Origin of the sequence: Micromonospora sp. NBC_01655, from assembly GCF_026339755.1 — a bacterium.
GTDB lineage: Bacteria > Actinomycetota > Actinomycetes > Mycobacteriales > Micromonosporaceae > Micromonospora.
Genome location: NZ_JAPEQF010000001.1, coordinates 3,892,404 through 3,918,973 on the forward strand (window position 1 = coordinate 3,892,404; position 26,570 = coordinate 3,918,973).

15 protein-coding genes and 1 pseudogene are annotated in these 26,570 nt (G+C 77.0%); 15 read left to right on the forward strand and 1 reads right to left on the reverse strand.

Translation table 11 applies throughout. The annotated features are described in order from the left end of the window. Positions 1-34 precede the first annotated feature (34 nt). The gene (smpB, locus tag OOK41_RS17915; RefSeq protein WP_117669125.1) at positions 35-523 is read right to left on the reverse strand and encodes an SsrA-binding protein SmpB; all 489 of its coding nucleotides are present in this window, start codon (positions 521-523) and stop codon (positions 35-37) included. 219 nt (positions 524-742) lie between these two features. Here smpB and OOK41_RS17920 point away from each other — a divergent pair, with 219 nt between their 5' ends. From OOK41_RS17920 to OOK41_RS17985, 15 genes and pseudogenes are all read left to right on the forward strand, one after another. Then, positions 743-1,282 (forward strand): RNA 2'-phosphotransferase, encoded by a 540-nt coding sequence (locus OOK41_RS17920; protein ID WP_266266021.1) that lies wholly within the window; start codon positions 743-745, stop codon positions 1,280-1,282. 74 nt (positions 1,283-1,356) lie between these two features. Continuing rightward, a complete protein-coding gene (locus tag OOK41_RS17925; protein ID WP_117669123.1) occupies positions 1,357-1,770 on the forward strand; it encodes a type II toxin-antitoxin system Phd/YefM family antitoxin in 414 nt (137 codons plus the stop codon). Between the two features lie 247 nt (positions 1,771-2,017). Continuing rightward, a complete protein-coding gene (locus tag OOK41_RS17930) occupies positions 2,018-2,593 on the forward strand; it encodes a GNAT family N-acetyltransferase (protein ID WP_266266022.1) in 576 nt (191 codons plus the stop codon). Between the two features lie 536 nt (positions 2,594-3,129). Continuing rightward, positions 3,130-6,468, forward strand: a complete 3,339-nt coding sequence (locus OOK41_RS17935) for an amino acid adenylation domain-containing protein (RefSeq protein ID WP_266266023.1) — start codon at positions 3,130-3,132, stop codon at positions 6,466-6,468. Next, positions 6,465-7,568, forward strand: a complete 1,104-nt coding sequence (locus tag OOK41_RS17940) for a TauD/TfdA family dioxygenase (RefSeq protein ID WP_266266024.1) — start codon at positions 6,465-6,467, stop codon at positions 7,566-7,568. Before OOK41_RS17935 ends, OOK41_RS17940 begins: the two co-directional genes overlap by 4 nt. Next, complete coding sequence (locus OOK41_RS17945; protein ID WP_266266025.1) at positions 7,565-8,584, forward strand: TauD/TfdA family dioxygenase; 1,020 nt, start codon at positions 7,565-7,567, stop codon at positions 8,582-8,584. The genes OOK41_RS17940 and OOK41_RS17945 overlap by 4 nt, the downstream gene beginning before the upstream one ends. After that, a complete protein-coding gene (locus tag OOK41_RS17950) occupies positions 8,581-13,920 on the forward strand; it encodes a non-ribosomal peptide synthetase (protein ID WP_266266026.1) in 5,340 nt (1,779 codons plus the stop codon). The genes OOK41_RS17945 and OOK41_RS17950 overlap by 4 nt, the downstream gene beginning before the upstream one ends. After that, positions 13,913-14,668, forward strand: coding sequence for a thioesterase II family protein (locus OOK41_RS17955; RefSeq protein WP_117669118.1), 756 nt, complete (start codon positions 13,913-13,915; stop codon positions 14,666-14,668). Before OOK41_RS17950 ends, OOK41_RS17955 begins: the two co-directional genes overlap by 8 nt. Continuing rightward, entirely contained in the window at positions 14,665-15,366 is a 702-nt protein-coding gene (locus tag OOK41_RS17960) for a thioesterase II family protein (RefSeq protein ID WP_266266027.1), read from the forward strand. The genes OOK41_RS17955 and OOK41_RS17960 overlap by 4 nt, the downstream gene beginning before the upstream one ends. Continuing rightward, a complete protein-coding gene (locus OOK41_RS17965) occupies positions 15,363-16,229 on the forward strand; it encodes an SDR family oxidoreductase (RefSeq protein WP_266266028.1) in 867 nt (288 codons plus the stop codon). Before OOK41_RS17960 ends, OOK41_RS17965 begins: the two co-directional genes overlap by 4 nt. Further along, positions 16,226-17,509: pseudogene (locus tag OOK41_RS32090) on the forward strand (AMP-binding protein); the annotation flags it as partial. The gene OOK41_RS17965 and the pseudogene OOK41_RS32090, both read left to right, overlap by 4 nt. A 331-nt stretch (positions 17,510-17,840) precedes the next feature. Next, a complete protein-coding gene (locus tag OOK41_RS17970; RefSeq protein WP_266267862.1) occupies positions 17,841-18,815 on the forward strand; it encodes a non-ribosomal peptide synthetase in 975 nt (324 codons plus the stop codon). Then, positions 18,812-20,632: a condensation domain-containing protein gene (locus OOK41_RS17975; protein ID WP_266266029.1), complete on the forward strand. Its 1,821-nt coding sequence runs from the start codon at positions 18,812-18,814 to the stop codon at positions 20,630-20,632. Before OOK41_RS17970 ends, OOK41_RS17975 begins: the two co-directional genes overlap by 4 nt. Before the next feature lie 16 nt (positions 20,633-20,648). After that, positions 20,649-25,673, forward strand: coding sequence for a non-ribosomal peptide synthetase (locus tag OOK41_RS17980; protein ID WP_266266030.1), 5,025 nt, complete (start codon positions 20,649-20,651; stop codon positions 25,671-25,673). Beyond that, the gene (locus OOK41_RS17985; RefSeq protein ID WP_266266031.1) at positions 25,666-26,568 is read left to right on the forward strand and encodes an AzlC family ABC transporter permease; all 903 of its coding nucleotides are present in this window, start codon (positions 25,666-25,668) and stop codon (positions 26,566-26,568) included. The genes OOK41_RS17980 and OOK41_RS17985 overlap by 8 nt, the downstream gene beginning before the upstream one ends. Positions 26,569-26,570: the final 2 nt, after the last annotated feature.

Below are 26,570 nucleotides of genomic sequence, written 5' to 3' on the forward strand. Positions count from 1 at the left end.
CCACCGCGCCCAGGTCGGCGTCGCCCGGGCCGGGTCAGTCGCGGCGGGTGCGGGCGCCCTTGAGCCGGCGGCCGAACTCGCGGGCGATCTCCCGGTTGGCGTCCCGCTCGGCGATCGCCTGCCGCTTGTCGTACGACTTGCGGCCCTTGGCCAGGGCCAGCTCGACCTTGGCCCAGCCGTCGGCGAAGTACAGCGACAGCGGCACCAGGGTGAGCCCGCCCTCGCGCGTCCGGTCGAGGATCCGGTCGATCTCGACGCGGTGCAGCAGCAGCTTGCGGGTGCGGCGGGGCTGGTGGTTGGTCCAGGTGCCGAAGCCGTACTCGGCGATGTGCAGGCCGTGTAGTAGCAGCTCGCCGTCGTGTTCCTGGGCGAAGGCGTCGACCAGCGACACCCGCCCGGCCCGCAGCGACTTCACCTCGGTGCCGACGAGCACCAGCCCCGCCTCGTACGTCTTGAGGATGGTGTAGTCGTGCCGGGCCTTCTTGTTCGACGCGACGAGGGTGCGTCCGGTCTCCCTGGGCACGGTCGGCCTCCCGGTGGTGGTTCCGCGTCAACGCGAGAGGCTAGCAGCCCGTCCGCCGCCCGTACCGCCTTTTCCTCTGGGGCCGGGTCCGTCGCCCCGGCCCGGCGGCGCGGTGCCGCTCCCTTCCCGGTGCCGCGTCGTCACCGGTCCGGGTCCACGTTGCCGCCGGACGCCCGGAAATTCCGTGCGGCGGCGCGGTGGTGACGCCACAATGCCCGGGTGGATCACCGAGCCATGGTCAAGCTGAGCAAGCGGATCTCCCGGGCGCTGCGGCACGAGCCGTACCGCCTCGGCCTCGCGCCGGACGGCGCGGGGTGGGTTCCCGTCGACGACCTGCTCGCCGCCCTGCGGACCGGCCGGGCCGAACTCGACGCGGTGGTCGCCGGCAACGACAAGCAGCGCTTCGCGGTGGAGCGTGGCCCCGACGGGGTCGAGCGGATCCGGGCCAACCAGGGGCACTCGATCCCGGTGGACCTCGGGTTGCCGCCGGCCGTGCCGCCCGACCGGCTGCACCACGGCACCGGCGCCGCCGCCCTCGACTCGATCCGGGCGACGGGGCTGGACCGGGGCGGCCGTCACCACGTCCACCTGTCGCCGGACGTCGAGACCGCCCGGCGGGTCGGCGCGCGGCGCGGCGGTCAGGTCGTGGTGCTCACCGTCGACGCGGCGGCGATGGCCCGGGACGGGCACGTCTTCCACCGCAGCGCCAACGGGGTCTGGCTGACCGACGCGGTCCCCGCCCGGTACCTGGTCGACTGACCAGAGGGCCGGTCGGGGCCACCGTGGACGGTCGCCGGACATTTATTGTCGTACCCCGCCGTCAGCATGGACGCATGGCTGCCCCCGCCCTGGCCCACGAGCCCACCCCGCCGCGTGCCCTGCCGTTGCGTGAGGCCCGCACCCGACTGACCCAGCTCATCGCGATGGCCGAGCTGACCGACACCGTCACGCTGGTCACCCGCGACGGCGACCCTCGCCCGATCGCCGCGATCGTGCCCGCCTGCGCCGCCCGCACGGCGGCGCAGGCCCGGGCCGACGCCGACCGGCTCGCCACGGTGACCGCCGGGTGGGCCCGCCGCCTCGACGAGCTGCACCGGCAGAGCAGCCGGCGGCACGAAGCCGAGCTGCGGACCCTCACGGAGGCGCTCGCCGAGGTCTGGGCCGAGCTCGACCGCCGGGTCGTCCCCGGCAGCGACCCGGCCCTGGCCCGGCTCCGCGCCGCCCACGCCGACCTGCTGCGCGACTGAGCCGTCCGCCCGCGGCCCCGCCGACCGGCAGCCCCGCCCCGCCCCGCCCGCCCGGCCGGGTGCGGGTCGGCGTCCGGGCCGCCCCCGGTCCGGGCGGCCGGCACCTCGGCCCCGGGCCGGTCGGTTCCGCCGCCTGCCGGGAAGGGCGACGTCGGTGTTCCGTCGAACCCGAGGCGGGGTGGCCGATTGCGATCAGTCTGTGGTCTGCTACCCGGGTCCCCTGACGTCCGCCACCCCGGGAGGCCCGGTGTTCGCCCGCGCCCTGACCGCCGACGCCGAGCTGCGCCCGCTGGAGCCGTGGCGGGCCGAGGAGTTCCTGCGCAACCTGGACCGGGCCCGGGAGCACATCGCGCCGTGGGTGGGCGCGTCCTTCGTGGCCACCGACCTGCCGTCGGCCCGGGCGGTGCTGCAACGCTACGCCGACCTGTGGGCCCGCGACGCCGGGGGCATCTGGGGGATCTGGCTCGACGGGGTGCTGGTCGGCGGGGTGATGTTCGTGACGTTCGACGCCGTGCTCGGGGTGTGCGAGGTGGGCTGCTGGCTGGAGCCGGCCGCGGAGGGGCGCGGCCTGGTCACCCGGGCGGTCGGCGTCATCGTCGACTGGGCGGTGGGGCGGCGGGGCGTGCACCGGGTGGAGTGGCGCACCAACGCCGACAACGTCCGCAGCCTCGCCGTCGCGCGGCGGCTCGGCATGCGCCGCGACGGCACCCTGCGGCAGGTGTACGCGGGGCCCGCCCGGCGTGTCGACCTCGAGGTCTGGTCGGTGCTGGCCGACGAGTGGCGCAGCCGGTCCACCGCCGTCGCGCCTCCGGCGGCGACCTGACGGGCATCGGACCCGGACAGGTATCCGACCGTCGCGCCGCCGGTTCCCGCCGTCCCGCGAGGACGGCCGGCGCGGGTCACGCCCGGCGGCGTATCCGTCATGTCGTATGCCTCCCGCAGTGCCTCCCCGCAGGTCGTCGGCCCTGGGGGCGTCGCCGCCCGGTGTGATTGCGGTCCCAGGGCCGATGGCGTCTTCCCGACAGGACCGGACCGGCCGGCGACGGGCGGGAGGCCGTGCGGGCGGGCATCGGCGCTGGTGGACGCGTCGGGGGCGACCGGCGGCCCGAGCGCGCGGCTGAGCACGCTCGTTCCGGGTTTCGCCACCACCGTCCCGTATTTCGGGAGGGCTCTTGGCAGTGCCGTCGATGCTCGTGGAATCTCTCAGCGGAGAGCGATCGATTGATCGCTTTAGGTAGCAGAGCGTGAAGGGCTCGAGGCGCTGACCTGCCGAGGGGTCATCCGGAGCACACGTACCGTCACGATCCTTGGGGGGCGTTCGGTGTCTGGCTGCATGCGTACGACGAATCGCGGGCGGGAGTGACCACCTCCGTCCGGCCCACCGGACCGGTCCGTCGGTCCACCACCCCCCGCGCCTCCGGCACCCCGGTCATCGTCGACTGCCTGCACCGGATGGTCGAGTCCCAGGTGGAACGGACCCCCGACGCGGAGGCGGTGCGCCACGGCGACCGCTCGCTGACCTACCGTCAACTGGACGAGGCGGCCAACCGGCTGGCCCGGGCCCTGCTCGCCCGCGGCGTCGCCGGGCAGGACCGGGTCGGGGTCTGCCTCACCCGCGACGTCGACCTGGTCGTCGCGCTGCTCGCCGTGCTCAAGGCCGGCGCGGCGTACGTCCCGCTCGACCCGGCGTACCCGCCGGCCCGGGTGGCGTTCATGACCGAGGACTCCGGCGCCCGGGTGGTGCTCACCCGCTCCGGCCTCGCCGACCGGTTCGGCGACGCGGCGCTGCCGCTGGACGCCATCGACCTCGCCGACCAGCCCGCCGGCCGCCCCGACGCCGCGGCCGACCCGTCCGACCTGGCCTACGTGATCTACACCTCCGGCTCCACCGGCCGCCCCAAGGGCGTGGCCGTCGAGCACCGCTCCGCGTCGGTGCTCATGCACTGGGCCCGGTCCGCCTTCGCCGACGAGGAACTCGGCGGCATGCTCGCCGCCACCAGCGTCTGCTTCGACCTGTCGATCTTCGAGATCTTCGGGCCGCTCTGCTGGGGCGGGCGGGTCGTGCTGGTCGACACCGTCCTCGCGCTCGCCGCGCCGGACGCCGCCCGGCTGCCGGTCACCCTGGTCAACACCGTCCCGTCGGCGATGAGCGAACTGCTCGCCGCCGACGCCCTGCCGGCCGGCGTGCGCACCGTCTGCCTGGCCGGCGAGCCGCTGACCGCCGCCCTCGCCGCCCGGGTCCTGGCCCGCCCCGGGGTACGCCGGCTGCTCAACCTGTACGGCCCGTCCGAGGACACCACCTACTCGACCTGGGCGGAGATCACCGCCGACGGGACAGCGCCGCCGATCGGCCGGCCGCTGCCGCACACCCGGACGTACGTGCTCGACGCCGGCGGCGTGCCCGTGCCGTCCGGCGCCCCCGGCGAGTTGTACCTGGCCGGCGCCGGCCTGGCCCGGGGCTACCTCGGCCGCCCCGAGGAGACCGCGGCCCGCTTCCTCGACGACCCGTTCCGCCCGGGCGACCGGATGTACCGCACCGGGGACCGGGTGCGGCTGCGCCCCGACGGGCAACTGGAGTTCCTCGGCCGCCTCGACGACCAGGTGAAGCTGCGCGGGCACCGGATCGAGCTGGGCGAGGTCGGCGCGGCCCTCGCCGCCCTGCCCGGCGTACGCGAGGCCGCCGCCGCGGTGCGCACCGGGCCGAGCGGCGACCCGGTGCTGGTCGGCTACCTGGTCGGCCGGCGCCGCGACGACGTGCCGGCCCGGCTGCGCGAGCGGCTGCCCGCCCCCATGGTGCCGACCGCGGTGGTCTGGCTGGACCGGATGCCCACCACGCCGAGCGGCAAGACCGACCGGGCGGCGCTGCCCGCGCCGGCCTGGGCCGATCCCGACGTGGCCCCGCCCTCTCCCGGCCGCGATCCCGCCGGTGCCCGGACCGGCGAGGTGGCCGCCGTGTGGCGCGACGTGCTCGGCGTGCCGGTCACCGGGTCGGCCGCCGACTTCTTCGACCTGGGCGGCGACTCCCTGCTGGCGGTGCGGTGCGCGGCCCGGCTCACCGCCGTCACCGGCGTGCCGGTGCCGCCGGCCGCGCTCTTCGACCACCCCACGGTGGCCGCCCTCGCCGCCCATCTCGCGGCCCGGCCGCCGGCCTCCCGCCGCCCCGCCGACGCGGGGGAGCGGCCGGTGTCCACGAGGGCCCGGCCGGCGGGGGACGGACCGGCGACCGGCCCCACCACAGCCGCCGGCCGGGCCGCCGCCGGATCGGCCGCCGCCGCCGGGGACGGGCCGGCCGCCGGGCCGACGGGGGACACGGACGCCCCGCTGTCGGCGGCGCAGCGCCGGCTGTGGTTCCTGCACCAGCTCGACCCCACCGACACCTCGTACCTGGTGTCCTACGTGGTCGAGCTGCGCGGGCCCGTCGACCGGGCGGCGCTGGCCCGGGCCCTGCGCCGGGTGGTCGCCCGGCACCCCGCGCTGCGTACCGTCTTCCTCGGCTCCGCCGCCGGCCCGGTCCAGCGGGTGCACGACGACCCGCAGGTGGAGCTGGTCATCGAGGTGCCCCAGCCGGGCATGCCGCTGGCCGAGCGGGTCGCCCGGATCGCCGCGACCAGCGCCCGCATCCCGATGGACCTGGCCGCCGGGCCGCTGCTGCGCGCCCACCTGGTCGGCGACGGGCGGCGGCGCTTCGCGCTGCTGCTGGTCGCCCACCACATCGTCTGCGACGACTGGTCGTTCAGCGTCCTGGTCCGTGACCTCGGCCGCTGCTACGACAGCGAGCGTGAGGCGGCCGTGCGGGTCACCCGGCCCCGGCCCCCGTGGCCGGCCCACCCCGCGCCCGGCCCGGCCGGCTTCGCGCTGGCCCAGCGGGACTGGCTGGCCGGTCCGGCCGGCCGCCGGGCCCTCGACGAGGTCGTCGCCGGGCTGCGCGGCGCGCCCACCCTGCTCGCCCTCGCGGCCGGCCCGGCCACCCCCGACGCCGGGCAGCCGACCGCAGGGCGGGGCGCGGGGGCCCTGGACCGGTCCGACGGCGCCAGCCTGCGCGTCCCGGTCGACCCCGCCACCGCCGACGCCGTCCGGCGGCTCGCCCGGGCGCACCGGGCCAGCCTCTACATGGTCGGCCTGGCCGCCTTCGCCACCCTGCTCGGCGTGGGGACCGGGCGCACCGACCTGCTCGTCGGCACCGCCTTCGCCGGCCGGACCAGCGTGCCGGCCGAGGAGAGCATCGGCTGCTTCGTCAACACCATGCCGTTGCGGCTGCGCCCCGCGCCGGGCCGGTCCTTCGCCGACCTGCTCGCCGAGGCCCGCGACGCCGCCCTGGCCGCCGCCGCCCGCCAGGACGTGCCGTTCGACGCCGTGGTGGAACGGCTGCGCCCGGCCCGCCACCCGCGCCGCAACCCCCTCGTCCAGGTCGCCTTCGGCGTGCAGAACGCCCCGGCGGCGACCTGGACCGGATCCTGGGGGCTGGACTTCGCCGGCGTGGAACTCGCGCCGGACGCCGCCCGGCTGGACCTGACCCTCTGGCTGGACGAGCGGCGGGGCGGCCTGGAAGCGCTCTGGACCTACCGCACCGACCTGTTCGACGGCGGGCGCGTCACCGCGTGGCACCGCCGCTTCACCGAGGTGCTGCGCCGGGCGGCCACCGACCCGCAGCGCCGCCTCGCCGAGTGTGTCGACGACCCCTGGGGGAACGAGAGATGACTGAGCAGCTCCGGTCGGCGCCGGTGATCCCGCGCCGCAACCGGGAACGAGCCCTGGTCGACGTGCGTCCCGACTGGCCCGGCGGCCCGCTGCCGGTCCTCGTCCAGGCCAACCTGCCCGACCTGGACCTGGCGACCTGGCTGGCCGACAACCGGGCCACCGTCGACGAGCTGGCCCGCCGGCACGCCGCCGTGCTGTTGCGGGGCTTCGCCGTGGCCGACGCCGCCGACTTCCGCGCCGCGATGGCCGCCCTCTCCGGCGACGTGCTCAGCTACGGCGAACGCTCCTCGCCGCGCAGCGAGGTGACCGAGGGCGTCTACACCTCCACCGAGCACCCCGCCGACCAGCCGATCGTGCTGCACAACGAGCAGTCGTACACGCTGAACTGGCCGCTGCGGATCGTGTTCTTCTGCGAGACCGAGCCGGCCGCGGGCGGGCGCACCCCGCTGGCGGACAGCCGGCGGGTGCTGGCCCGGCTGCGCCCGGCCACCGTCGCCGAGTTCGAGCGCCGGGGCGGGGTCAGCTACCAGCGCAACTACCTGCCCGGGATCAGCCTGTCCTGGCAGACCGCGTTCCAGACCGACAGCCGCGCCGAGGTCGAGGCGTACTGCGCCCGGTCGGCGATCGAGGTGCGGTGGGTCGGCGACGAGCAGCTACGCACCCGGCAGGTCCGCCCGGCGGTGCGCGAGCACCCGGTCACCGGGGAGCGCACCTGGTTCAACCACGCGTTGTTCTTCCACGTCACCTCGCTGCCCGAGGAGGTCAGCGCCGGGCTGCGCCGGGCGCTGGCCGAGGAGGACCTGCCGTACCAGACCGCGTACGGCGACGGCACCCCGATCGGCGACGACGTGCTCGCCGAGCTGCGCGCCGCCTACGCGGCGGAGACCCGGTCGTTCCCGTGGCGGCGCGGGGACGTGCTGCTGGTGGAGAACATGCTCGCCGCGCACGGCCGGGAGCCGTTCACCCCGCCCCGGCGGATCCTCACCGCGATGTCCGACCCGTTCGCCGCCCCCGAGGCCGCGTCGGCCCCCGGGGCCGCGCCCGTGCCCGGGGCAGCGTCCGTCCCGGCGGGCGGGGCGACGCCGGGGGACCGGTCGTGAGTGGGCCGGGACCGCGCCGCCGCGGCGCGACCTCCGCAGCCACCGAGCCGGTCACCCGCCGGGTGCTGGTCGACGACACGTTCGTGCTGCTGGTCGAGGCCACCGTTCCGGACCTCGACCTCGCCGGCTGGCTCGCCGGTCGCCGCGACGAGCTGCTGCGCGACCTCGACTCGTACGGCGCGGTCTTCTTCCGTGGCTTCGAGGTGGGCACCGCCGACGACTTCAGCCGCGCCGCCCGCGCCGTCACCCCGGACCTGCTCGGCTACCTGGAGCGGGCCGCCCCCCGCCACGAGGTCGCCGACCGGGTGTTCACCTCCACCGAGTTCAACGCCGAGCAGTGGATCCCGCTGCACCACGAGATGTCGTACTCGCACAACTGGCCGACCCACCTGTACTTCTGGTGTGCCCAGCCGGCCACCGGTGACGGCGGGGCCACCCCGCTGGCCAGCGAGCGGGTGGTGACCCCCCGGATCCCGGCGCAGGTGCGCGAGCGGTTCGGCCGCGACGGCCTGTGCTACGTGCGCAACTACGGCCCGCACCTGGACCTGCCCTGGCAGGAGGCGTTCCAGACCACCGACCGGGCCGAGGTCGAGGCGTACTGCGCCGCGTCGGCGACCGAGTTCACCTGGCTCGGCGACGACGGGCTGCGCACCCGAGCCCGCCGGCAGGCCACCGCCACCCACCCGCGCACCGGCGAGACGGTGTGGTTCAACCACGCCCACCTGTTCCACTCCTCGAACCTGCCGGCCGAGGTCGCCGCCGCCCTGCTGCGCGAGTACGGCCCGGAGGGGCTGCCCCGCAACGCGTACCACGGCGACGGCAGCCCGATCGACGACGAGGTGGTCGCCGGCATCCGCGACCTGTACCGCGAGCACGCCGTCTCCGTCCCGTGGCAGCGCGGCGACGTCCTGGTGGTGGACAACTTCCTCGCCACCCACGGCCGGGAGCCCTTCTCCGGCGACCGGCAGATCCTGGTCGCCATGTCCGACCTCTACGTCAACCGGAGCGTGGTGTGAACGGTTACCGACTCTCCCCGGTCCAGCGGCTCGCCTACACCGGCGCGCGGGAGCTGGTCCGGGCCCGGGTCCGCCTGGACCGGCCGCTGGACGCCGCGCGCCTACAGGCCGCCGTGGACGCGGTGGTCGCCCGGCACGAGGCGCTGCGGCTGACCCTGGTGCACCACCCCGGCCTGCGGGTGCCGTTGCAGGACGTCGACGACGCCCGGTCGGTCACCGTCGGCGCGGCCGGCGAGCTGTCGGTGACCCTCACCGACGACACCCTTGAGCTGGCAGCCACCCCGCTGCTCGCCGACCCGGCGAGCCTGCGGCTGGTGCTGGCCGACCTGGCCGCCGCGTACGCCGGGCAGCCCCGCGCCGACGACCCGGACGGGTTGCAGTTCCTCGACGTCTCCGAGTGGCAGCTCGGCGAACGCCAGGAGGCGCAGCCCTCGGCGCCGCCCGCCGCGCCGGCCGCCCGGCTGGTCGCCCCGCACGGCGACGCCGACGACGGGCCGACGGAGACGGATGTGCCGCTCGCCCCGCTGGCCGCCGCCGCCGAGGCCGCCGGGGTGGGGGTGCCCAGCCTGCTGCTCGCCGCGTGGGCGCTGACCCTGTCCCGCCGGGCCGAGCCGCCCGCCGGGGCCGACGACGCCGAGCTGGTGCTCGCCCGGTGGACCGACGGCCGGCACGCCGACGGGACCGCCGCCGTGGTCGGGCCGCTGGGCGGCTACGCGCCGGTCCGGCTCGGCCTGCCCCTGCCGGCCGCGCCCAAGCAGCTCCTCGACGAGGTACGCGGCGCGGAGCGCCCGGCCGAGGAGACGTTCCACCTGCTGGAGCCGATCGGCGTCGACTCCGACGCGGTGGCCTGCTTCGCCGCCGTGCCGGCCGTCGACCCGTCGACCCTGGCCGGCCTCGGCGCCACCGCCGTGGACGTCGCCGTCCCACCGCCGCCCGCCGGCCCGCACCTGACCGCCGTGTGCGGCCCGGACGCGGTGACCCTGCGGGTGACCGGCGGCCGGGCGCTGCGCGACGGGCTGCTCGCCGTCCTCGGCACGCTGCCCGGGGCGCTGACCGACGGCGCCCCGCTGGCCCTGCTCGGCGCGGCCGAGGCGGGCTGGCTGGTCGAGGCCGCCGGCAGCGCGTCCGACGCGCCCACCCGCACCCTCGCCGAGCTGCTCGACGACGGGCTCGCCGCCGCCGACCCGGACGCCGAGGCGGTGGTCGCCGCCGACGGGGCGTACACCTTCGGGGAGCTGCGCGAACTGTCCGCCGGGGTCGCCGCCGGCCTGGTCGAGCGCGGCCTGCACGGCGGCCGGCGGGTCGGCGTGCTGGCCACCCGGTCCCGGGACACCGTGGTCGCGTTCCTCGGCGTGCTGCGGGCCGGCGCGGTGTACGTGCCGCTGGACCCGGCCGCCCCGGCGCGGCGGCTCGCCGGCCTGGTCCGCGCGGTCGACGCCGGCCTCGTGCTCGGCGACCGGGCCGTCGGGGACGTGCCGGCCGTGGGCGTCGCCGAGCTGGCGGCCACCGCCGCCACCGCCGCCGTGCCCGCCCCCCGGCCGGCCGACCCCGCGTACGTCATCTTCACCTCCGGCTCCACCGGGGCCCCGCGCCCGGTGCAGGTCTCGCACGGCGCCGCCGCCCACCTGGCGCACGCCCTGGAACGCACCGTGCACGCCGGCACCCCGGCCGGGGCGCGGGTCGCGGTGAACGCCCCGCTGACCTTCGACGCCTCGATCAAGCAGCTCGTCCAGCTCGGCCACGGCCGAACCCTGTACCTGGTGCCGGAGGAGGCCCGCCGCGACGGCGCCGAGCTGGCCGCCGTGCTCGCGGAGAACCGGGTCGACGTGCTCGACCTGACCCCGTCGCAGCTTCGCATCCTGCTCGCCGCCGACGGGGTGGCCACCGGCCGGACCCGGCTGCCGGGGCTGCTGCTGCTCGGCGGCGAGGCGATCGCACCCGACCTGTGGGACGCCCTCGCCGGGCTGCCCGGGGTGCGCGCGGTCAACCTGTACGGCCCGACCGAGTGCACCGTGGACGCCACCACCGCCGAGATCACCGCCGGGGTCGCGCCGACCATCGGCCGGCCGCTGCCCGGGGTGGGGGCGTGGGTGCTCGACGGGCAGCTCCGCCCGGTGCCGCCCGGGGTGGCCGGCGAGCTGTGCCTCACCGGCCCCCAGCTCGCCGACGGCTACCTCGGCGACCCGGAGGCCACCACCCGCCGGTTCGGCACGGTGCCCCTGCCGTCGGGTCGCGCCGAGCGGGTCTACCGCACCGGCGACCGGGTGCGCTTCGACGCCGACGGGCGGCTGGCGTACCTGGGCCGGCTCGACGACCAGGTCAAGGTCAACGGTTTCCGGATCGAACCGGGGGAGGTCGCCGCCGCACTGCGCCAGCACCCCGGGGTCGCCGACGCCGCCGTGGTGGCCCGCGACGACGACGGGCACGGCACCCGGCTGGTCGGCTACGTCACCCCGGCCGACGCGGGCGCGACGGTCGACGTGGACCGGGTCGTCGGGATCAACCCGCACGAGACCCGCTACCTGTACGACGAGATCTTCGTCCAGCAGGTGTACCTGCGCGACGGGGTGGTGCTGCGCCACGGCGCCACGGTCTTCGACGTCGGCGCGAACATCGGCATGTTCTCCCTGTTCGTGCACGCCGTCTGCCCGGACGCCACCATCCACGCGTTCGAGCCGGTGCCGTCGGTGGCCGACGTGCTGCGCCGCAACGTGGCCGCCTTCGGCGTCCCGGCCAGCGTGCACCCGTACGGGCTCGCCGCCGGCCCCGGGCAGGTGAGCTTCACCTACTACCCGGGCTACGCCATGATGTCCGGCCACGCCGAGTACGCCGACCCGGACGCCGAGCGGGCCGTCATCAAGCGGTTCCTGACCAACGAGCGGGACCGGGGCGAGGCCGACCGGGACGCCCTGCTCGACCGGGTCGACGAGCTGCTCCAGGAGCGGTTCGCCGGGGACACGCTGACGGTGGACGTCCGGCCGCTGTCCGACGTGATCGACGAGGTGGCCCCCGAGCGCATCGACCTGCTGAAGATCGACGTGCAGCGGGCCGAGGCGGACGTGCTCGCCGGCCTGCACGAGCGGCACTGGCCGCTGGTCGCCCAGGTCGCGATGGAGGTGCACGACGGCGTCGGCACCGTCACCGAGGGCCGCCTCGACGAGCTGATCTCCTTCTTCGAGGAGCGCGGCTTCGACGTGGTCACCCGCCAGGACGACCTGCTCGTCGGCACCGACCGGTACACCCTGCACGCCGTGCGTCCCGAGTACGCCGACGACCCCCGCCCGGTGGTCACCGCCCCCGAACCGGCCGGCGGCGAGCCGCTGGCGGACCGGCTCGCCGGGTGGCTGGCCGACCGGCTGCCGGCGCACCTGGTCCCGGCCGCCGTGGTGGTCCTCGACGCGCTGCCGCTGACCGGCAACGGCAAGCTCGACCGGGCCGCCCTACCGGCCCCCGAGCCGGGCCGCCGGCCCACCGGCCCGCAGGTGGCCCCCGCCAACCGGGCCGAGGAGATCCTCGTCGAGGCGTGGCGGGAGGTGCTCGGCGTGCCGTCGGTCGGGGTGACCGAGAGCTTCTTCGCCCTCGGTGGCGACTCGATCCGCAGCATCCAGATGCAGGTCGCGGCCAACCGGCGGGGCCTGTCGTTCCGGCTGCGGGACATCTTCGTCCACCAGTCGATCCGGGAGCTGGTCACGCACGGCGAGATCAGCCTCGCCGACCCGGACGCCGGGGCGGCCGACGCCGCCGGCCAGCCCGCCGGGGAGCAGCCCGACACCGGCGCGTTCGCGCTGCTGGCCGCCGCCGACCGGGACCGGCTGCCGGCCGGGGTGGTCGACGCGTACCCGATGACGGCGCTGCAACAGGGCATGCTCTACCACTGCGAGCTGACCGGCGACCCCGCGACGTACCACAACGTCACCGCGCACCGGGTCGACGCGCCGCTCGACGCCGACGCGCTGCGGGCCGCGTTCGCCGCCCTGGTGGCCGCGCACCCGGTGCTGCGCACCGGCTTCGCCCCCGGCGGGTACGCCGAGCCGCTGCAACTGGTGCACGCCGACGTGCCGGTCGAGGTGCCGGTGCACGACCTGGCCGGGGCCGACGAGGAGACCCGGCGGGCCCGGGTCGACGCCCTGGTCGAGACCGAGCGGACCCGGCCGTTCGACGTGGCCCGCCCGCCGTTGGTCCGGCTGTACGCCCTCGACGAGGGCGCCGACGGGTTCACCCTGGTCGTCGCCGAGCACCACGCCGTCCTCGACGGCTGGAGCCTGGAGGCGTTCGTCCGCGCCCTGCTGGCCGACCACGAGCGTCGCCGCGCTGGCCGGTCCGCGCCGGCCCCGGCGGCGTTGCCGTTCCGCGCCTACGTGGCCGCCGAGCGGGCCGCCCTCGCCGACCCGGCCGCCCGCCGGTACTGGCTGGACGGCGCCGGGGCGGCACCGCCGCTGCTGCTCGGTGGCCCGGCCCCCCGGATCACCGTCACCCGGCGGGTGCCGCTGGAGGCGGCCGTCACCGACCAGGTCACCGGGGCCGCCCGCGCGGCCGGGGTGCCGGTGAAGGCGTACCTGCTGGCGGTGCACCTGCGGGCGCTCGGCGAGATGACCGGCCGGGACGAGGTGGTCTCCGGCCTGGTGGTCGGCGGCCGGCCCGAGGGCGAGGGCAGCGACGCCACCCTCGGGCTGTTCCTCAACACCCTGCCGGTCACCGCGACCCTGCGCGACCGGCCGCTGGCCGAGCTGGCCGGCGACGCGTGGCACGTCGAGCGGTCCCTGATGGGGCACCACCGGTTCCCGCTCGCCGAGATCGTCCGGGCCGGCGGCACCGGCCCCCGCTTCGACAGCTTCTTCAACTACACCCACTTCCACGCCGCCGCCGACGCCGCCGGCCCCCGGATCGTGGCCAGCCGGGGGATCACCGTCGACGTCGCGTTCAGCCTCGCCGTCGACGTCGAGGTGGCCCCGGACACCGGCCGGCTCGCCCTCACCCTCCAGTACGACGGCCGGCGCTTCGACGACGACTGGGCCGACCGGCTCGCCGGGACGTTCACCCGGCTGCTGGCCGCGGACCCGACCGCGCCGCTGCCGCCGGTCGGGTCGGCCGGGGCGGTGCCCACCGACGCCCGGTCCCGCTGGTCCGCCCGGGTCGCCGGGCTGTGGCGGGAGGTCGTCGGGGTGGCGCCGCGCTCCGACGACACCGGGTTCGTCGCGGCCGGCGGGGACTCGCTGCGCGCCCTGCGGCTGGTTGCCGGGCTGCGGCAGCGCTACGGCAGCGACCTGACCCTGGCCGAGTTCGTCGCCCTGGACGACTTCGGGGCGCTCGTCGACCGGGTGGCCCGGCATGGCTGAGCACACCCCCTGGCTGGTGGTCCGCGCGCCGGTGCCCCGCCCCGCGCTGCGGCTGTTCTGCCTGCCGTACGCGGGCGGCAACGCGGGGGCGTTCGAGACCTGGCGGGCCGGGCTGCCCCGGTCCGTCGAGGTCAACGCCGTGCAGTACCCGGGCCGGCGGGAACGGGCCGACGAGCCCGCGCCCCGCCGGATGACCCCGCTGGTGCAGGCCCTGGAGGCGGCCCTCGCCCCCCACCTGGACCGCCCGTACGCGGTCTACGGCGACTGCCTCGGCGCGTACGTGGCGTTCGAGCTGGTCCGGCGGCTGGTCCGGCGCGGCCACCGCCCCGCCGACCTGCTGGTGGTCTCCTCGGCGGTGCCCCCGCACCTCGCCGGCGTCGAGCCGGACTGGTCCGCCGTGGACGACGCCGCGTTCCTCGCCGAGCTGGTGGCGCTGGGCACCATGCCACCGGCGGTCGCCGGGCACCCGGAGCTGGCCGCGGCGGCGCTGCCGGCGGCTCGCGCCGACTTCGAGCTGGGCCGCAGCTACCGGCTGCGCGACCCGGACCCGGTGGGCGTCCCGGTCACCGCGATCGTCGGCGACGCCGACCCGCACGTGCCGGCGACGCAGGCGGCGGCCTGGGCCGACCTGACCATCGCCGGCTGCACCACGTTGACCGTGCCCGGCGGGCACGACCTGCTCGCCCGGGCAGACGCCGGACTGCTGCGCGCCGTCCGGTCCGCCCTCGTCGGCAAGGAGCCGTCTTGACCCGCACGACACTGCTCTGCTTCCCGTACGCCGGCGCGGGCGCGTCGGTGTACCAACCGTGGCGTCGCCTCGCCCCGCCCGAGCTGGAAGTCGCCCCGGTGTCGCTGCCCGGGCGGGAGAAGCGGTTCGTCGAGGAGCCCTACCGCCGGATGGAGCAGGCCGTCGACGGGCTGCTCGACGAGGTGCTGGAACTGGCCGCCGGGGCGGACCGGGTGGCCCTGTTCGGGCACAGCATGGGCGCGGTGCTGGCGTACGAGATGACCCGCCGGCTGACCGGGGCGGCCGGGGTGACCGTGGCGCACCTGTTCGTCAGCGGCTCGCCCGACCCCTGGTCGGGCCGGGACCGCACCGCCGCCGACCTGCCCGACGACGAGTTCGTCGCCCGGGTGGAGGAGTTCGCCGGCTACACCCACCCGGCCCTGGAGGACCCGGACATGCGGGAGCTGCTGCTGCCCGGGCTGCGCGCCGACGTGGAGTTGCACGAGACGTACCGGCCGGCGTCCGACAAGCGGATCGAGGTGCCGGTCACCGCGCTGCGCGGCGAGGACGACGCCCTCGTCCCGGACGCAGCGCTGGTCGGCTGGGAGCGGGTCACCTCGGCAGGCTTCGCCACCCGGCGGCTGCCCGGCGGCCACATGTACCTGGCCGACTCCCCGGCTGCCCTGCTCGACCTGGTCCGGCGGGAGCTGGCGCAATGACCGAGGCACTGGCCCGGCCCGCTCCGGTGGTCACCGGCGACCGGCTGGCCGGCAAGACCGCCATCGTCACCGGCGCCGCCCGGGGACTGGGCCGCTCCTGCGCGGTCGCGTTCGCCGCGCAGGGCGCCGACGTGGTCCTCGTCGACCTGGCCGCCGACCTGCCCGGGGTGCCGTACCCGCTCGGCTCGGCCAGCCAGCTCGCGCACACCGCCGACCTGTGCGCCGGGTACGGGGTGGCCGCGTACCCGGTGCGGACCGACGTGCGGGACTCCGCCGCCGTCCGGGCCGCCGTCGCGCTGTGCCTGGACCGGTTCGGCCGGGTGGACGTGCTGGTCAACAACGCCGGCATCGCCGCGCCGTCGGGCAAGCCGACCCACGAGATCACCGAGGCCGAGTGGCAGCTCATGCTGGACGTCGACCTGTCCGGGCCGTGGCGGATGATCAGCGCGGTCGGCGAGGTGATGTGCCGGCAGCGCGCCGGCAGCATCGTCAACGTCGCCTCCACCGCCGGCCTGGTCGGCTACCGGCACTTCGCCGGCTACGTCGCCGCCAAGCACGGCCTGGTCGGGCTGACCCGGGCCGCCGCGCTCGACTACGCCCCGCTGAAGGTGCGGGTCAACGCGCTGTGCCCCGGCTCGGTCCGCGACGACCCGCACGTGGAGGGCCGGATGCTCGCCGAGATCGCCCGGTCGCTGGAGGTCCCGGTCGCCGAGCACGAGGAGACCTTCGTGCAGGCCCAGCCGATGAACGCGCTGATCGAGCCCGGGTCGGTGGCGCAGGCCGCCCTCTGGCTCGCCTCCGACGAGTCGGCGCAGGTCACCGGCGCCGTCATCACCGTCGACGGGGGGTTCACCGCCCGATGAACGCCCAGCGCGGCGCCCGGCACCCGGACCCGGCGCGGCTGTGCCACGCGGCGGCCGTCCGGCTGGCCGCCGACGCCGACCCGGACCGGCTGGCCGACCGGTTCGCCGCCGTCACCCGCCGGCACCGGCTGGCCGCGGGGCGGCTGTGGGTCGAGCGGGTCCCGGCGGGGCTCGCGGCGACCCGCCGGGACGCCGAGCTGGCCCGGCCCCTGCCGGCCGGCGGCCCCGACCTGCGGGCGGTGCTGCTGCGTCACGACGACGGCGCCGACCTGGTGCTGGTCGCCCGCCGGCCCGCCGTCGGCCGGCACCGCCTCGGCGCCCTGCTCACCGAACTCACCCAGCTCACCGCCCTCACCGTCGTCGACCCCGCCCGCACCGATCCCGCCATCGCCGACCTCACCAGCGCCGCTGACTCGTCGGCCGTTGAGCTGTCGGCCGGCGACGACGCGGGCGACGCCGGGTGGCTGCGCGGCGACCCCGGGGTGGACCGGACCGCCGTGCACGCCGTCGCCGTGCCGGCCGGCACCGACCTGACCGCCCTGGTCGCCGCCGTCGGCGCGGTGCTGGCCCGGTACCGGGGGGTGCGCCGGCCCCGGGTCGGCGCGGTCGTCGGCGAGCGGCTGACCGTCGTCGCGGTACCGGTGGACGGCGGTGCCCGCGACCTGCTGGCCACGGCGGGGCCCGGGTCGCCCTGGCCGGCCCCCGGGACCCCGGCGCCGGCCGGGCTGCTCGACGTCGAGGTGGGCGTGCTCGACGCGGACAGCACCGCCGACGCGTACCGGCCCTGCCTGGCGCCGGTGTGGCCGCTCACCCTGGCGCTGGCCGGCACCACCCTCGCCTGCCACCACCGCACCGCCGCGTGGGCGGCCGACCTGGTCGAGGCGTTCGCCCGCCAGGTCGTCCGGGTCCTCGGGCAGGTCCTCGCCGAGCCGGACCGCCCGCTGGACGACTGCGACCCGCTCGGCGACGCCGACCGGGCCGCGATCGTCGCCCTGGGCCGGGGTCCCGGCGAGCTGCCCGCCGCGAAGGACACCATCCACGACCGGATCGCCCGGCACGCCGCGACCCACCCGGACGCGCCGGCCGTCTCCTGCGCCGGCGAGCGGCTGACGTACGGCGAACTGGACGACCGCGCCCGCCGGGTGGCCCGGGGCCTCGCGGCGCGCGGGGTCGCCCCCGGCGACCTGGTCGGGGTCTGCCTGGACCGCAGCGTCGACCTGATCGCGGTGCTGCTCGGCGTGCTCCGCGCCGGCGCCGCGTACGTGCCGGTCGACCCGGCCTACCCGGTCGACCGGATCCGCTACACCGTCGAGGACTCCGGCGTCGCCCTGCTGGTCGGCGCCGGGGGCGTCGACGCCGCCGGGCTGACCGGCGACGGGCCGCCCGCCGATCGGCTCGGCGACGGGCCACCCGCCGAGGGATCCCGCCCTGCGCAGCCGCCCGTCGGCGGGCCGGACGACCCGGCGCGCGTGACCCGCACCCTCCACCTGCTGGCGTACCCTACTACGCACCTGGTCGTCGCTGACCTGGTGGTGCGCACCACGGGGCGAGTTCGCCGCGCACCGCCACGACGTCGACCGACGTGGCGACGGCCCGCGCGCTCGACGTCGGCTGGTCGTCGTCGGCGAACCGATGCTGGCGCCCGGACTGCTCACTGGCTGGCGAACCGACCGCCACCCGGAGACCGACTGCCGGGTGGTGAACATGTTCGGCATCACCGAGACCACGGTGCACGTCACCGCGCAGACCCTCGACCGGGGGCTCGCACTGGCCGGCAGCCGGTCGGTGGGCCGGGCCCTGCCCGGCTGGCGGGTGTACGTGCTCGACCCGGCCGGCCGGCTGCTGCCCCCGGGCGCGGCGGGAGAGATCCACGTCGGCGGGGCCGGGGTGGCCGACGGCTACCTGCACCGCCCGGAGCTGACCGCCGAGCGGTTCCGGCCCGACCCGTTCTCCGGCGGGCGGATGTACCGCAGCGGCGACCGGGGCCGGCTGCTGCCCGACGGCCGGCTGGAGCACCTGGGTCGCCTCGACAACCAGGTGAAGGTGCGCGGCTACCGCATCGAGCTGGACGAGATCCGCCAGGTGCTGCTGGACGACCCGGCGGCGTTGGCCGTGGCGGTGGTGGTCGAGACCGGCGCGGAGGCCGCCGACACCCGGCTGCACGCGTACGTGGTGCTCGCCGACGCCGCGGGCTCGGTGGCCGAGCTGCGCCGCCGGGCGGCCCGGCTGCTGCCCGACTACATGGTCCCGGCGACGATCACCGCGCTGCCCGCGCTGCCGCTGACCGCCAACGGCAAGCTCGACGCGGCCCGGCTGCCCGCCCCCGCGACCCCCGCCGCAGACCCGGCCCCCACCCCGGCCGACGACGCGGGGCTGGACGAGCGGATCCGGGTGATCTGGCAGCGGGTACTCGGCACCGAGGTGGGGCCGGAGGACAACTTCTTCGACCTCGGCGGCAACTCGCTGCTGGCCCTGCGGCTGCTCAACGAGCTGCGCGACCAGGGCCTGGCCGACCTCACCCCACGCCACCTCTACCTGCACCAGACCGTGCGCGGACTGGCCGAGGCGATCGGAGCCGCCCGATGACCCCCCACGTGGACACCCTCGCCCGGCTCTGGCCGCAGGTCGACCGGGTGGCCGTCAAGGACGGCTGCGTGTACGCCGTCGCCGAGGACTACCTCGACCCGCTGGTGCTGCGCGGTCAGCTCGCCGCAGAGCTGACCGACGAGGAACTGCCCCGGCACGTCGTCCAGGTCGACTCGCTCGACCCGGCCGACCTGGTCGCCCCCGACGACCGGTACGGGGCGTACCTGCCGCCCCGGGACGACACCGAGCGGGTGCTGGTGCGCGTCTGGGAGCGGGTGCTCGGGGTGCCGAAGCTCGGCGTCCTCGACGACTTCTACGCCGCGGGCGGGGACTCGCTGGCCGCCGCCGGGCTGGCCGTGGAGGCCCAGCGGGTGTTCGGGGTGGCGGTGTCGCTGGCCGCCGTCCTGCGTCACCCGACCGTGGCCGCCCTCGCCGACGAGATCCGCCGGTCCCGGGCCGCCGCGCCGCTGCCCCGGGCCGCCGCCGGCGTGGCGCACCCGCTGTCGCCGCAGCAGCGGCGGGTGTACCTGGCCCAGTCCCGCGACCCGGCGTCGGTGGCCTACCACCTGCCGCTGGTGCTGCCGCTGCCGGCCGACGTGGACGCCGGCCGGCTGGCCGGGGCGTTCCGGCACGTCATCGCCCGGCACGACGTCCTGCGCACCGCGTTCGGCACCGAGGCGGGCCGGCCGGTGCAGCGGGTGCTGGCGGGGGTGACGTTCGAGCTGCCCGAGGTGGCCGCCCCGGCCGACGCCCCGGTGCCGGTCAGCCCGTTCGACCTGGCCGCCCCGCCGCTGCTGCGCGCCGAGCTGCGACATACCCCGGCCGGGCCGGAGCTGGCCCTGGAACTGCACCACATCGTCACCGACGGGCTCTCCCTGGCCCTGCTGCTGGGCGAGGTCGACGCCCGCTACGCCGGCCGGGACCTGCCGCCCGTCCCCGCCCAGTACGCCGACTACGCGGCCTGGGTCGACGGGCGGGAGCCGCCGGGGCGCGACTGGTGGCTGGCCCGGTTCGCCGACCCGCCCGCCCCGCCCCGGCTGCCCACCGACGCCGACCGGCCGGCGGGCGACGGGCCGGCCGTGATCGCCGGCAGCGGGGTCGTCGAGTTCACCGTGGACGCCGCCCGTACCGCCGCGCTGCGCGCCCTGGCCCGGCGCGAGGGGGTGACCCTGTTCCAACTGCTGCTCGCCGTCTACGCGACCTTCCTCGCGGCGGCTACCGGCGGCGCGACCACCGGCGATCCGGGCTCCGGCGGCGTGGACGTCACCGTCGGCACCCCGGTCGCCGGGCGGGGCGCGCCGGGCCTGGACGCCGCGATGGGGATGTTCGTCAACACCGTCTGCCTGCGCCACCGGGTCCGCCCCGACACGCCGTTCCGGGCGCTGCTCGACGAGGTGGCCCGGGACGTGGTGGACGCCTTCGCCCACCAGGAGTTCCCGTTCGACAACCTGGTCGAGGCGGTGCTGCCGGTCCGTGACCCGCACCGGCACCCGCTGTTCGACACCCTCTTCGCGATGCAGCACGCCGAGGTGGCCCGGGTCGACTTCCTCGGCCGGCCGGTGGAACTGGCCATCGCCCCCACCGGGCAGGCCATGTTCGACCTGGACATGCAGGTCTACGAGCGGGCGGACTCGCTGCGCGTGCACTGGGCGTACCACGCCGGGCTGTTCCTGCCGGCGACGGTGCGCGCCTTCGCCGACCTGTACCTGGAACTCCTCGACACCGTGCTGGCCGAACCGGGCCGACCGGTCGGCGCGCTGACCGGCGCGCGGGCCGCCGCCGTCCCGGCCGTCTCCACCATCGACATCGACCTGTGAGCCGGAGAGCGAGATCATGCAGTCTCTGATGACCCGGGGCCAGCTCAGGATCGCCGCGGCGCGGCGGCCCGACCACGCCCGGCACTGGCGCGACGCGCTCGCCGCCGGAGCGGACCGGGTCGGCTTCCCCGCCGACCGCACCCCCGCCCCCGGCGCCCCGGCCCGCCCGCAGGCCGTCACCGTGCCCCTCGGCGCCGCGCTGGCCGACCGGCTAGCCGCCGCCAGCCGGGGCGCCGAACCCGCCCGGTACGTGCTGGTGGCCGCCGCCGTGGCGGCGCTGCTGCGCCGCTGGACCGGCGCGACGGCGCTGCTGGTCGGCCGCCCGGCCGACGGCGACGCGCTGGCCGGCCTGCTGCCCCTGCCGGTGGCCTGCGGCCCCGACGTCAGCTACCGGGACCTGGTCGGGCAGCTCCGCGCGGCGCTGCCCGAGGCGCAGCGGTACGCGGACTACCCCGTCGAGCTGCTCGCCGAGGACCTCGCCCCGCACGCGGAGGCCGACCGGCACCCCTTTCTCGACGTCGCGGTGCACACCACCGACGCCGCCCCCGACCCCCGGATCGGCGTCACCGTGGCGGTGTCCGCCGCCGAGCTGACCGTGCACCACGACGCGGCCCGCCACGACCCGGCCACGGCCGACCGGATCGCCGGGCACCTGCTGCTCCTGCTGACCGCCGCGCTCGCCGCCCCGGACGCCCCGGTCGACGACGTCGCCCTGGTCACCCCGGCCGACCGGGCGGCGCTCGACGCGATGAACGACACCGCCACGGACCCCGGCGAGGCGGTCCGCCCCGACGCCTGGGTGGCCCGCCGGGCCGTCGAGACGCCCGACGCCGTCGCCGTGCGTACCGACGAGGTCACCTGGACGTGGGCGGAGCTGGACCGGCGGGTGGCCGCCCTCGCCGCGACCGTGCGGGCGGCCGGCGCGGGCCCGGAGACCGTCGTCGGCGTGCTCGCCGAGCGGTCGCCCGCGCAGCTCGCGGCGATCCTCGCCGTGCACCGGGCCGGCGCGGCCTACCTGCCGGTCGACCCCGGCTACCCGCCGGCCCGGATCGGCTACCTGCTGGCCGACAGCGGCGCGGCACTCGTGCTGGCCGCCGACCCGGCGGCCGTCCCCGAGGGAGTCCCGGTGCTCCCGCTGCCGCCGGCCGACGCGCTGCCCGCGGAGGCGGTGTCCGCGCCACCGGCGGAGGCCGCGCCACCGGCGCAGGCCGACGGGCGGGACCTGGCGTACGTCATCTACACCTCCGGCTCCACCGGCGCCCCGAAGGGGGCGATGATCGAGCACCGGTCGCTGGCCAACCGGCTCGCCTGGATGCAGCGGCTGCACCCGATCGGCCCGGACGACGTGATCCTGCACAAGACCCCGACCACCTTCGACGTGTCGGTGTGGGAGCTGTTCTGGTGGGCCCGCGAGGGGGCGTCGGTGTGCCTGCTGCCGCCCGGCGCGGAACGTGACCCGCAGGCCATCGTCGCGGCGGTCGCCGCGCACGGCGTGACCACCCTGCACTTCGTCCCGTCCATGCTGGGGGCGTTCCTCGACTGGCTGGCCACCGCCGACACCGCGCCGCTGGCCGGGCTGCGGCGGGTCTTCGCCAGCGGCGAGGCGCTCGGCCCGCACCACGTCGACCGGCTCGCCGCGCTGCTGCCGCACGTCACCCTCGTCAACCTGTACGGCCCGACCGAGGCCACCGTCGACGTCACCCACCACCGCTGCGTGCCCGGCGCCGACCGGGTGCCGATCGGCCGGCCGGTCGACAACACCCGGCTGCACGTCCTCGACGAGCGGCTGCGGGTCCAGCCCGTCGGGGTGCCCGGCGAGCTGTGCATCGCCGGGGTGCAGCTCGCCCGGGGCTACCTCAACCGCCCCGAGCTGACCCGGGACCGGTTCGTGGCCGCCCCGGACGCGGGGGAGGAGCGGGTCTACCGCACCGGCGACCTGGCCCGGGTGCTGCCCGACGGCACCATCGACTACCTGGGCCGCCTCGACCACCAGGTCAAGGTGCGCGGCCACCGGGTCGAGCTGGGCGAGGTGGAGGAGGCGCTGCGCGGCCACCCGGCCGTGAAGGACGCCGTGGTGGTGGCCCGCGACGGCAACCTGCTCGGGTACGTGCTGACCCACTTCCCGGTGGCCGAGCGGGCGCTCACCGCGCACCTGTCCGGCCTGCTGCCCCGGTACCTCGTCCCGGCCCGGGTGGTGGAGCTGGCCGAGTTCCCGCTGTCCGGCAGCGGCAAGCTCGACCGGCGGGCGCTGCCCGACCCGCCCGCCGACGACCGCCCGTACGTGCCGCCGCGCACCGACGCCGAGCGGATCCTCGCCGAGGTGTGGGCCGACGTGCTCGGGGTGGACCGGATGGGGGTGGAGGACAACCTGTTCGCCCTCGGCGGCAACTCCATCCACTTCGTCACCGTGCTGGCCCGGGCGCACGCCGCCGGGCTCGACCTCACCTTCCAGCAGCTCTTCCGCCACCCCACCATCGCCGCCCTCGCCGCCGCCCCGGCGACCGGCGAGCGGCCCCCCACGTACGCGCCGTTCGACCTGGTGTCCCCGGCCGACCGGGCGTTGCTGCCCGACGGGGTGGTCGACGCGTACCCGCTGGGGCAGCTCCAGGCCGGGCTGATCTTCCAGAACGAGTTGGCCCGGGGCGCGGCCCAGTACCACGACATCATCAGCTTCCTGATCAACGCGCCGTTCGACGAGGCCACGTTCACGGCCGCGATGCGGCGGCTGGTCGCCGACAACCCGATCTTCCGCACCAGCTACCACCTCACCGGGTACGGCGAGTACCTCCAGCTCGTGCACGCCGACGCGCCGACCCCGCTGTGGGTGACCGACCTGCGCGGCCTCGACCCGGCCGAGCAGGAGCGCCGGTACGCCGACTGGCACGACCGGGAGCAGGCGTACCGGTTCGTCTGGCGGGAGCCGGGGCTGGTCCGCGTCCACGTGCACCTGTTCGCCGACGACCTGTACCGGTACAGCCTCAGCCAGCACAACTCGGCCCTGGACGGGTGGAGCATCACCCTGCTGCACACCCGGCTGTTCGACACGTACCACCGGCTGCGCGACGGCCGGCCGCTGCCCGAGCCGCCGGCCGGCAACCACTTCCGCGACTACATCGGCCTGGAGCGCCGGGCCGTCGCCTCGGCCGCCGACCGGGACTTCTGGCGGGACGTGCTGGCCGACGGCGGGGTCACCGAGCTGCCCCGCTGGGAGCCGCCGACCGCCGAGGCACAGCGCCCGGTGGTCTTCCACGAGGTGGACGTCTCCGCCGCGCTGTCCGAGCGGCTGCTGCGGCTGGCCGACCGGCTCGCCGTGCCGCTGAAGACCCTGCTGCTCGCCGCGCACGTCAAGGTCATCGGCGCGCTCGCCGCCGCCGCGGCCGTCGTCACCGGGTACGAGCAGAGCGGCCGGCCCGAGTCCGAGGGCGCCACGGCCGCGATGGGACTGTTCCTCAACACCGTGCCGCTGCGCGTCGACCTCGGCGACGGAAGCTGGGCCGACCTCGTCGGCCGGGTCTACCGCGCCGAGGCGGACCTGCTGCCGCACCGGCGCTACCCGATGGCGCAGATGAAGGCCGACGCGGCCACCACCGACCCGCTGTTCGAGACGGTGTTCAACTACACCCACTTCTACCTGCTCAAGCAGTTGCGGGAGCGGCCCGGGTTCGACCTGCTCGACGTGCGGGTCAGCACCGAGACCGAGTTCGCGCTGCGCGCCGAGTTCATGCGGGACTTCTTCACCGACCAGGTCCGGCTGAGCCTGCACTACCACTCGGCGGAGTTCACCCCGCAGCAGGCCGCCGGGATCGGCGAGGCGTACCGGCGGGCCCTCGCCGCGCTCGCCGACACCCCGGACGCCCCGCACGGCGGGTACGCCGCCGGCCTGCCGCCGGCCCGGGTCGTCCCCGCGCGGCGGACCTTCGGCCGGACCGCGCCCGCCCCGGCCGCCGGCCCCGCCGGGCGCACCCCGCCCGCCACCGACGTGGCCCGGCGCATCGCCGAGGTCTGGGCCGCGACCCTGGACGTGCCGCCGGCCGACATCGCCGAGGAGGACAACTTCTTCGACCTCGGCGGGAACTCCCTCGCCGCGATGCGGGTCGTCGCCGCGCTGCGCCCGCTGGTCACCCTGCGGCAGCTCATGACCCACTCCGACCTGGGCCCGCTGGCCCGGGTCGCCGAGTCCGCCGCCGGCTCCGGCACCGGGTCCGGCGCGGCGGTCGGGGCCGGGGCCGCCCGGGCCGGCGACGACTCGCTGCTCCAGCCGCTGTCGCCGTCCGGCACCGCCGCCGACCGGGTCCTGCTCTGCTTCCCGTACGCGGCCGGCAACCCGCTGGCGTTCCGTCCCCTCGCCGAGGCGCTCGCCGGGCACGGCGTGGCCGTGCAGGCGGTGGCCCTGCCCGGTCACGACCTCGGCCGCCGCGAGCCGCTGGTCGACCTCGACGAGGTGGCCCGGCGGGTGGCCGACGAGATCCGCGCCCACGTCCGGGGCGAAATGCTGCTCTGGGGGCACTGCGTCGGCGCGGCGCTGGCGATCGAGGTGACCCGGCTGCTCGCCGCCGCCGGGGCCCCGCCGGCGCGGCTCTTCCTCGGCGGCAAGCTGCTGCGCGACGCGGCCGAGATCGACGCCAGCATCGCCGAGGTGCGCGCCCTCGACGAGGCCGGGGTGGTGGACTGGCTGGTCGGGCAGACCGGCTTCACCGACCTCGACGGCCTCGACGCCGACCACACCTCGGCGCTGGTCGCCGCGTTCCGGCACGACGCGCTCGGCTCGCACGCGTACCTGCGGGACCGGCTCGCCCCGCTGGCCGACCGGCCGCTGACGGTGCCGGTGACGGTGGTGCTCGCCGCCGACGACCCGCTCACCGCCGGCTCGGCCGACGAGCACGCCGCGTGGCGGCGAATCGCCGCCGACGTGACCCTCGAAGAGATCGACGGTGGGGGACACTACTTCTGCCGTACCCGCGCCGGGGAGGTGGCCGCCCTCGTCGGCGCCGCCGGCCCGGCCGCGCCGCGCGCCCGCCGCCCCGGGGAGGACCATGTCTGACCGTACGCCCACCAGCGCCGCCGAGCGGCCCGCGACGCCGCGCGGCGAGTTCGTCGCCGGGGCCCGCTCGATGGTGCCGTTCCTGCTCTCCGCGTTTCCCCTCGGGGTGATCGGCGGGACGCTCGGCCTGGCCAGCGGGCTGTCCTATCTGGAGACGTTCGGGCTGGCCATGGTGGTCAACTCGGGCACCGCCCAGTTCATCGGCTTCAAGCTGATCTCCGAGGGCGCGGCGTGGCCGGTGATCGTGCTGACCACGCTGATCCTCAGCCTGCGCATGCTGATCTACTCGACGCTGCTCGCCCCGCACGTACGGGAGCTGCCGCAGCGGTGGCGGCTGCTGCTCGGCTTCGGGCTGATCGACGCGGTGTTCTTCGTCGCGTTCGACCGGATCAAGGGCGACGAGCCGGCCCGCCGCAAGAGCATGTACTACTTCGGCGCGTCCGCCATCATGTACGTCAACTGGGCGATCGCCACGGTCGTCGGCATGGTCGCCGGGCACCTGCTGCCGCAGCGGCTGCGCGACGGCCTGGACTTCCCGATGACCGCGGTCTTCCTGGTCGTGCTCGCCGGGGCGCTCGCCGGCTGGAAGATCTGGACCACCGCCGTCTCGGCCGGCGCGCTGGCCATGCTGACCATCGGCCTGCCGTACAACCTGGGGCTGATCCTGGCGGCGCTCGGCGGCGCCTGTGTCGGCATGGCCTGCGAACGGATCGAACGCCGCTGGTTCCCGCCGGAGCCCGACGAGCCGGCGGCCGACCCGGACCCGCCGGCGCCGGAGGTGACGGCGGGCGCGGACGGGTCGCCGCCGGGGGCCGTGCCGCACGTGCGGCCCGGTGAGCCCGTGCGGGCCGGGGACCGGGCGGCCGACGCCGCCGCCGACGTGGACGGAAGGTGACC

What these genes read in the sequence shown, in the direction of transcription:
- OOK41_RS17925 (WP_117669123.1), top strand. Translation starts at nt 1,357, where the DNA reads ATGGCTGCCCCCGCCCTGGCCCACGAGCCCACCCCGCCGCGTGCCCTG.
- OOK41_RS17940 (WP_266266024.1), top strand. Translation starts at nt 6,465, where the DNA reads ATGACTGAGCAGCTCCGGTCGGCGCCGGTGATCCCGCGCCGCAACCGG.
- OOK41_RS17955 (WP_117669118.1), top strand. Translation starts at nt 13,913, where the DNA reads ATGGCTGAGCACACCCCCTGGCTGGTGGTCCGCGCGCCGGTGCCCCGC.
- OOK41_RS17965 (WP_266266028.1), top strand. Translation starts at nt 15,363, where the DNA reads ATGACCGAGGCACTGGCCCGGCCCGCTCCGGTGGTCACCGGCGACCGG.
- OOK41_RS17975 (WP_266266029.1), top strand. Translation starts at nt 18,812, where the DNA reads ATGACCCCCCACGTGGACACCCTCGCCCGGCTCTGGCCGCAGGTCGAC.
- OOK41_RS17980 (WP_266266030.1), top strand. Translation starts at nt 20,649, where the DNA reads ATGCAGTCTCTGATGACCCGGGGCCAGCTCAGGATCGCCGCGGCGCGG.
- OOK41_RS17985 (WP_266266031.1), top strand. Translation starts at nt 25,666, where the DNA reads ATGTCTGACCGTACGCCCACCAGCGCCGCCGAGCGGCCCGCGACGCCG.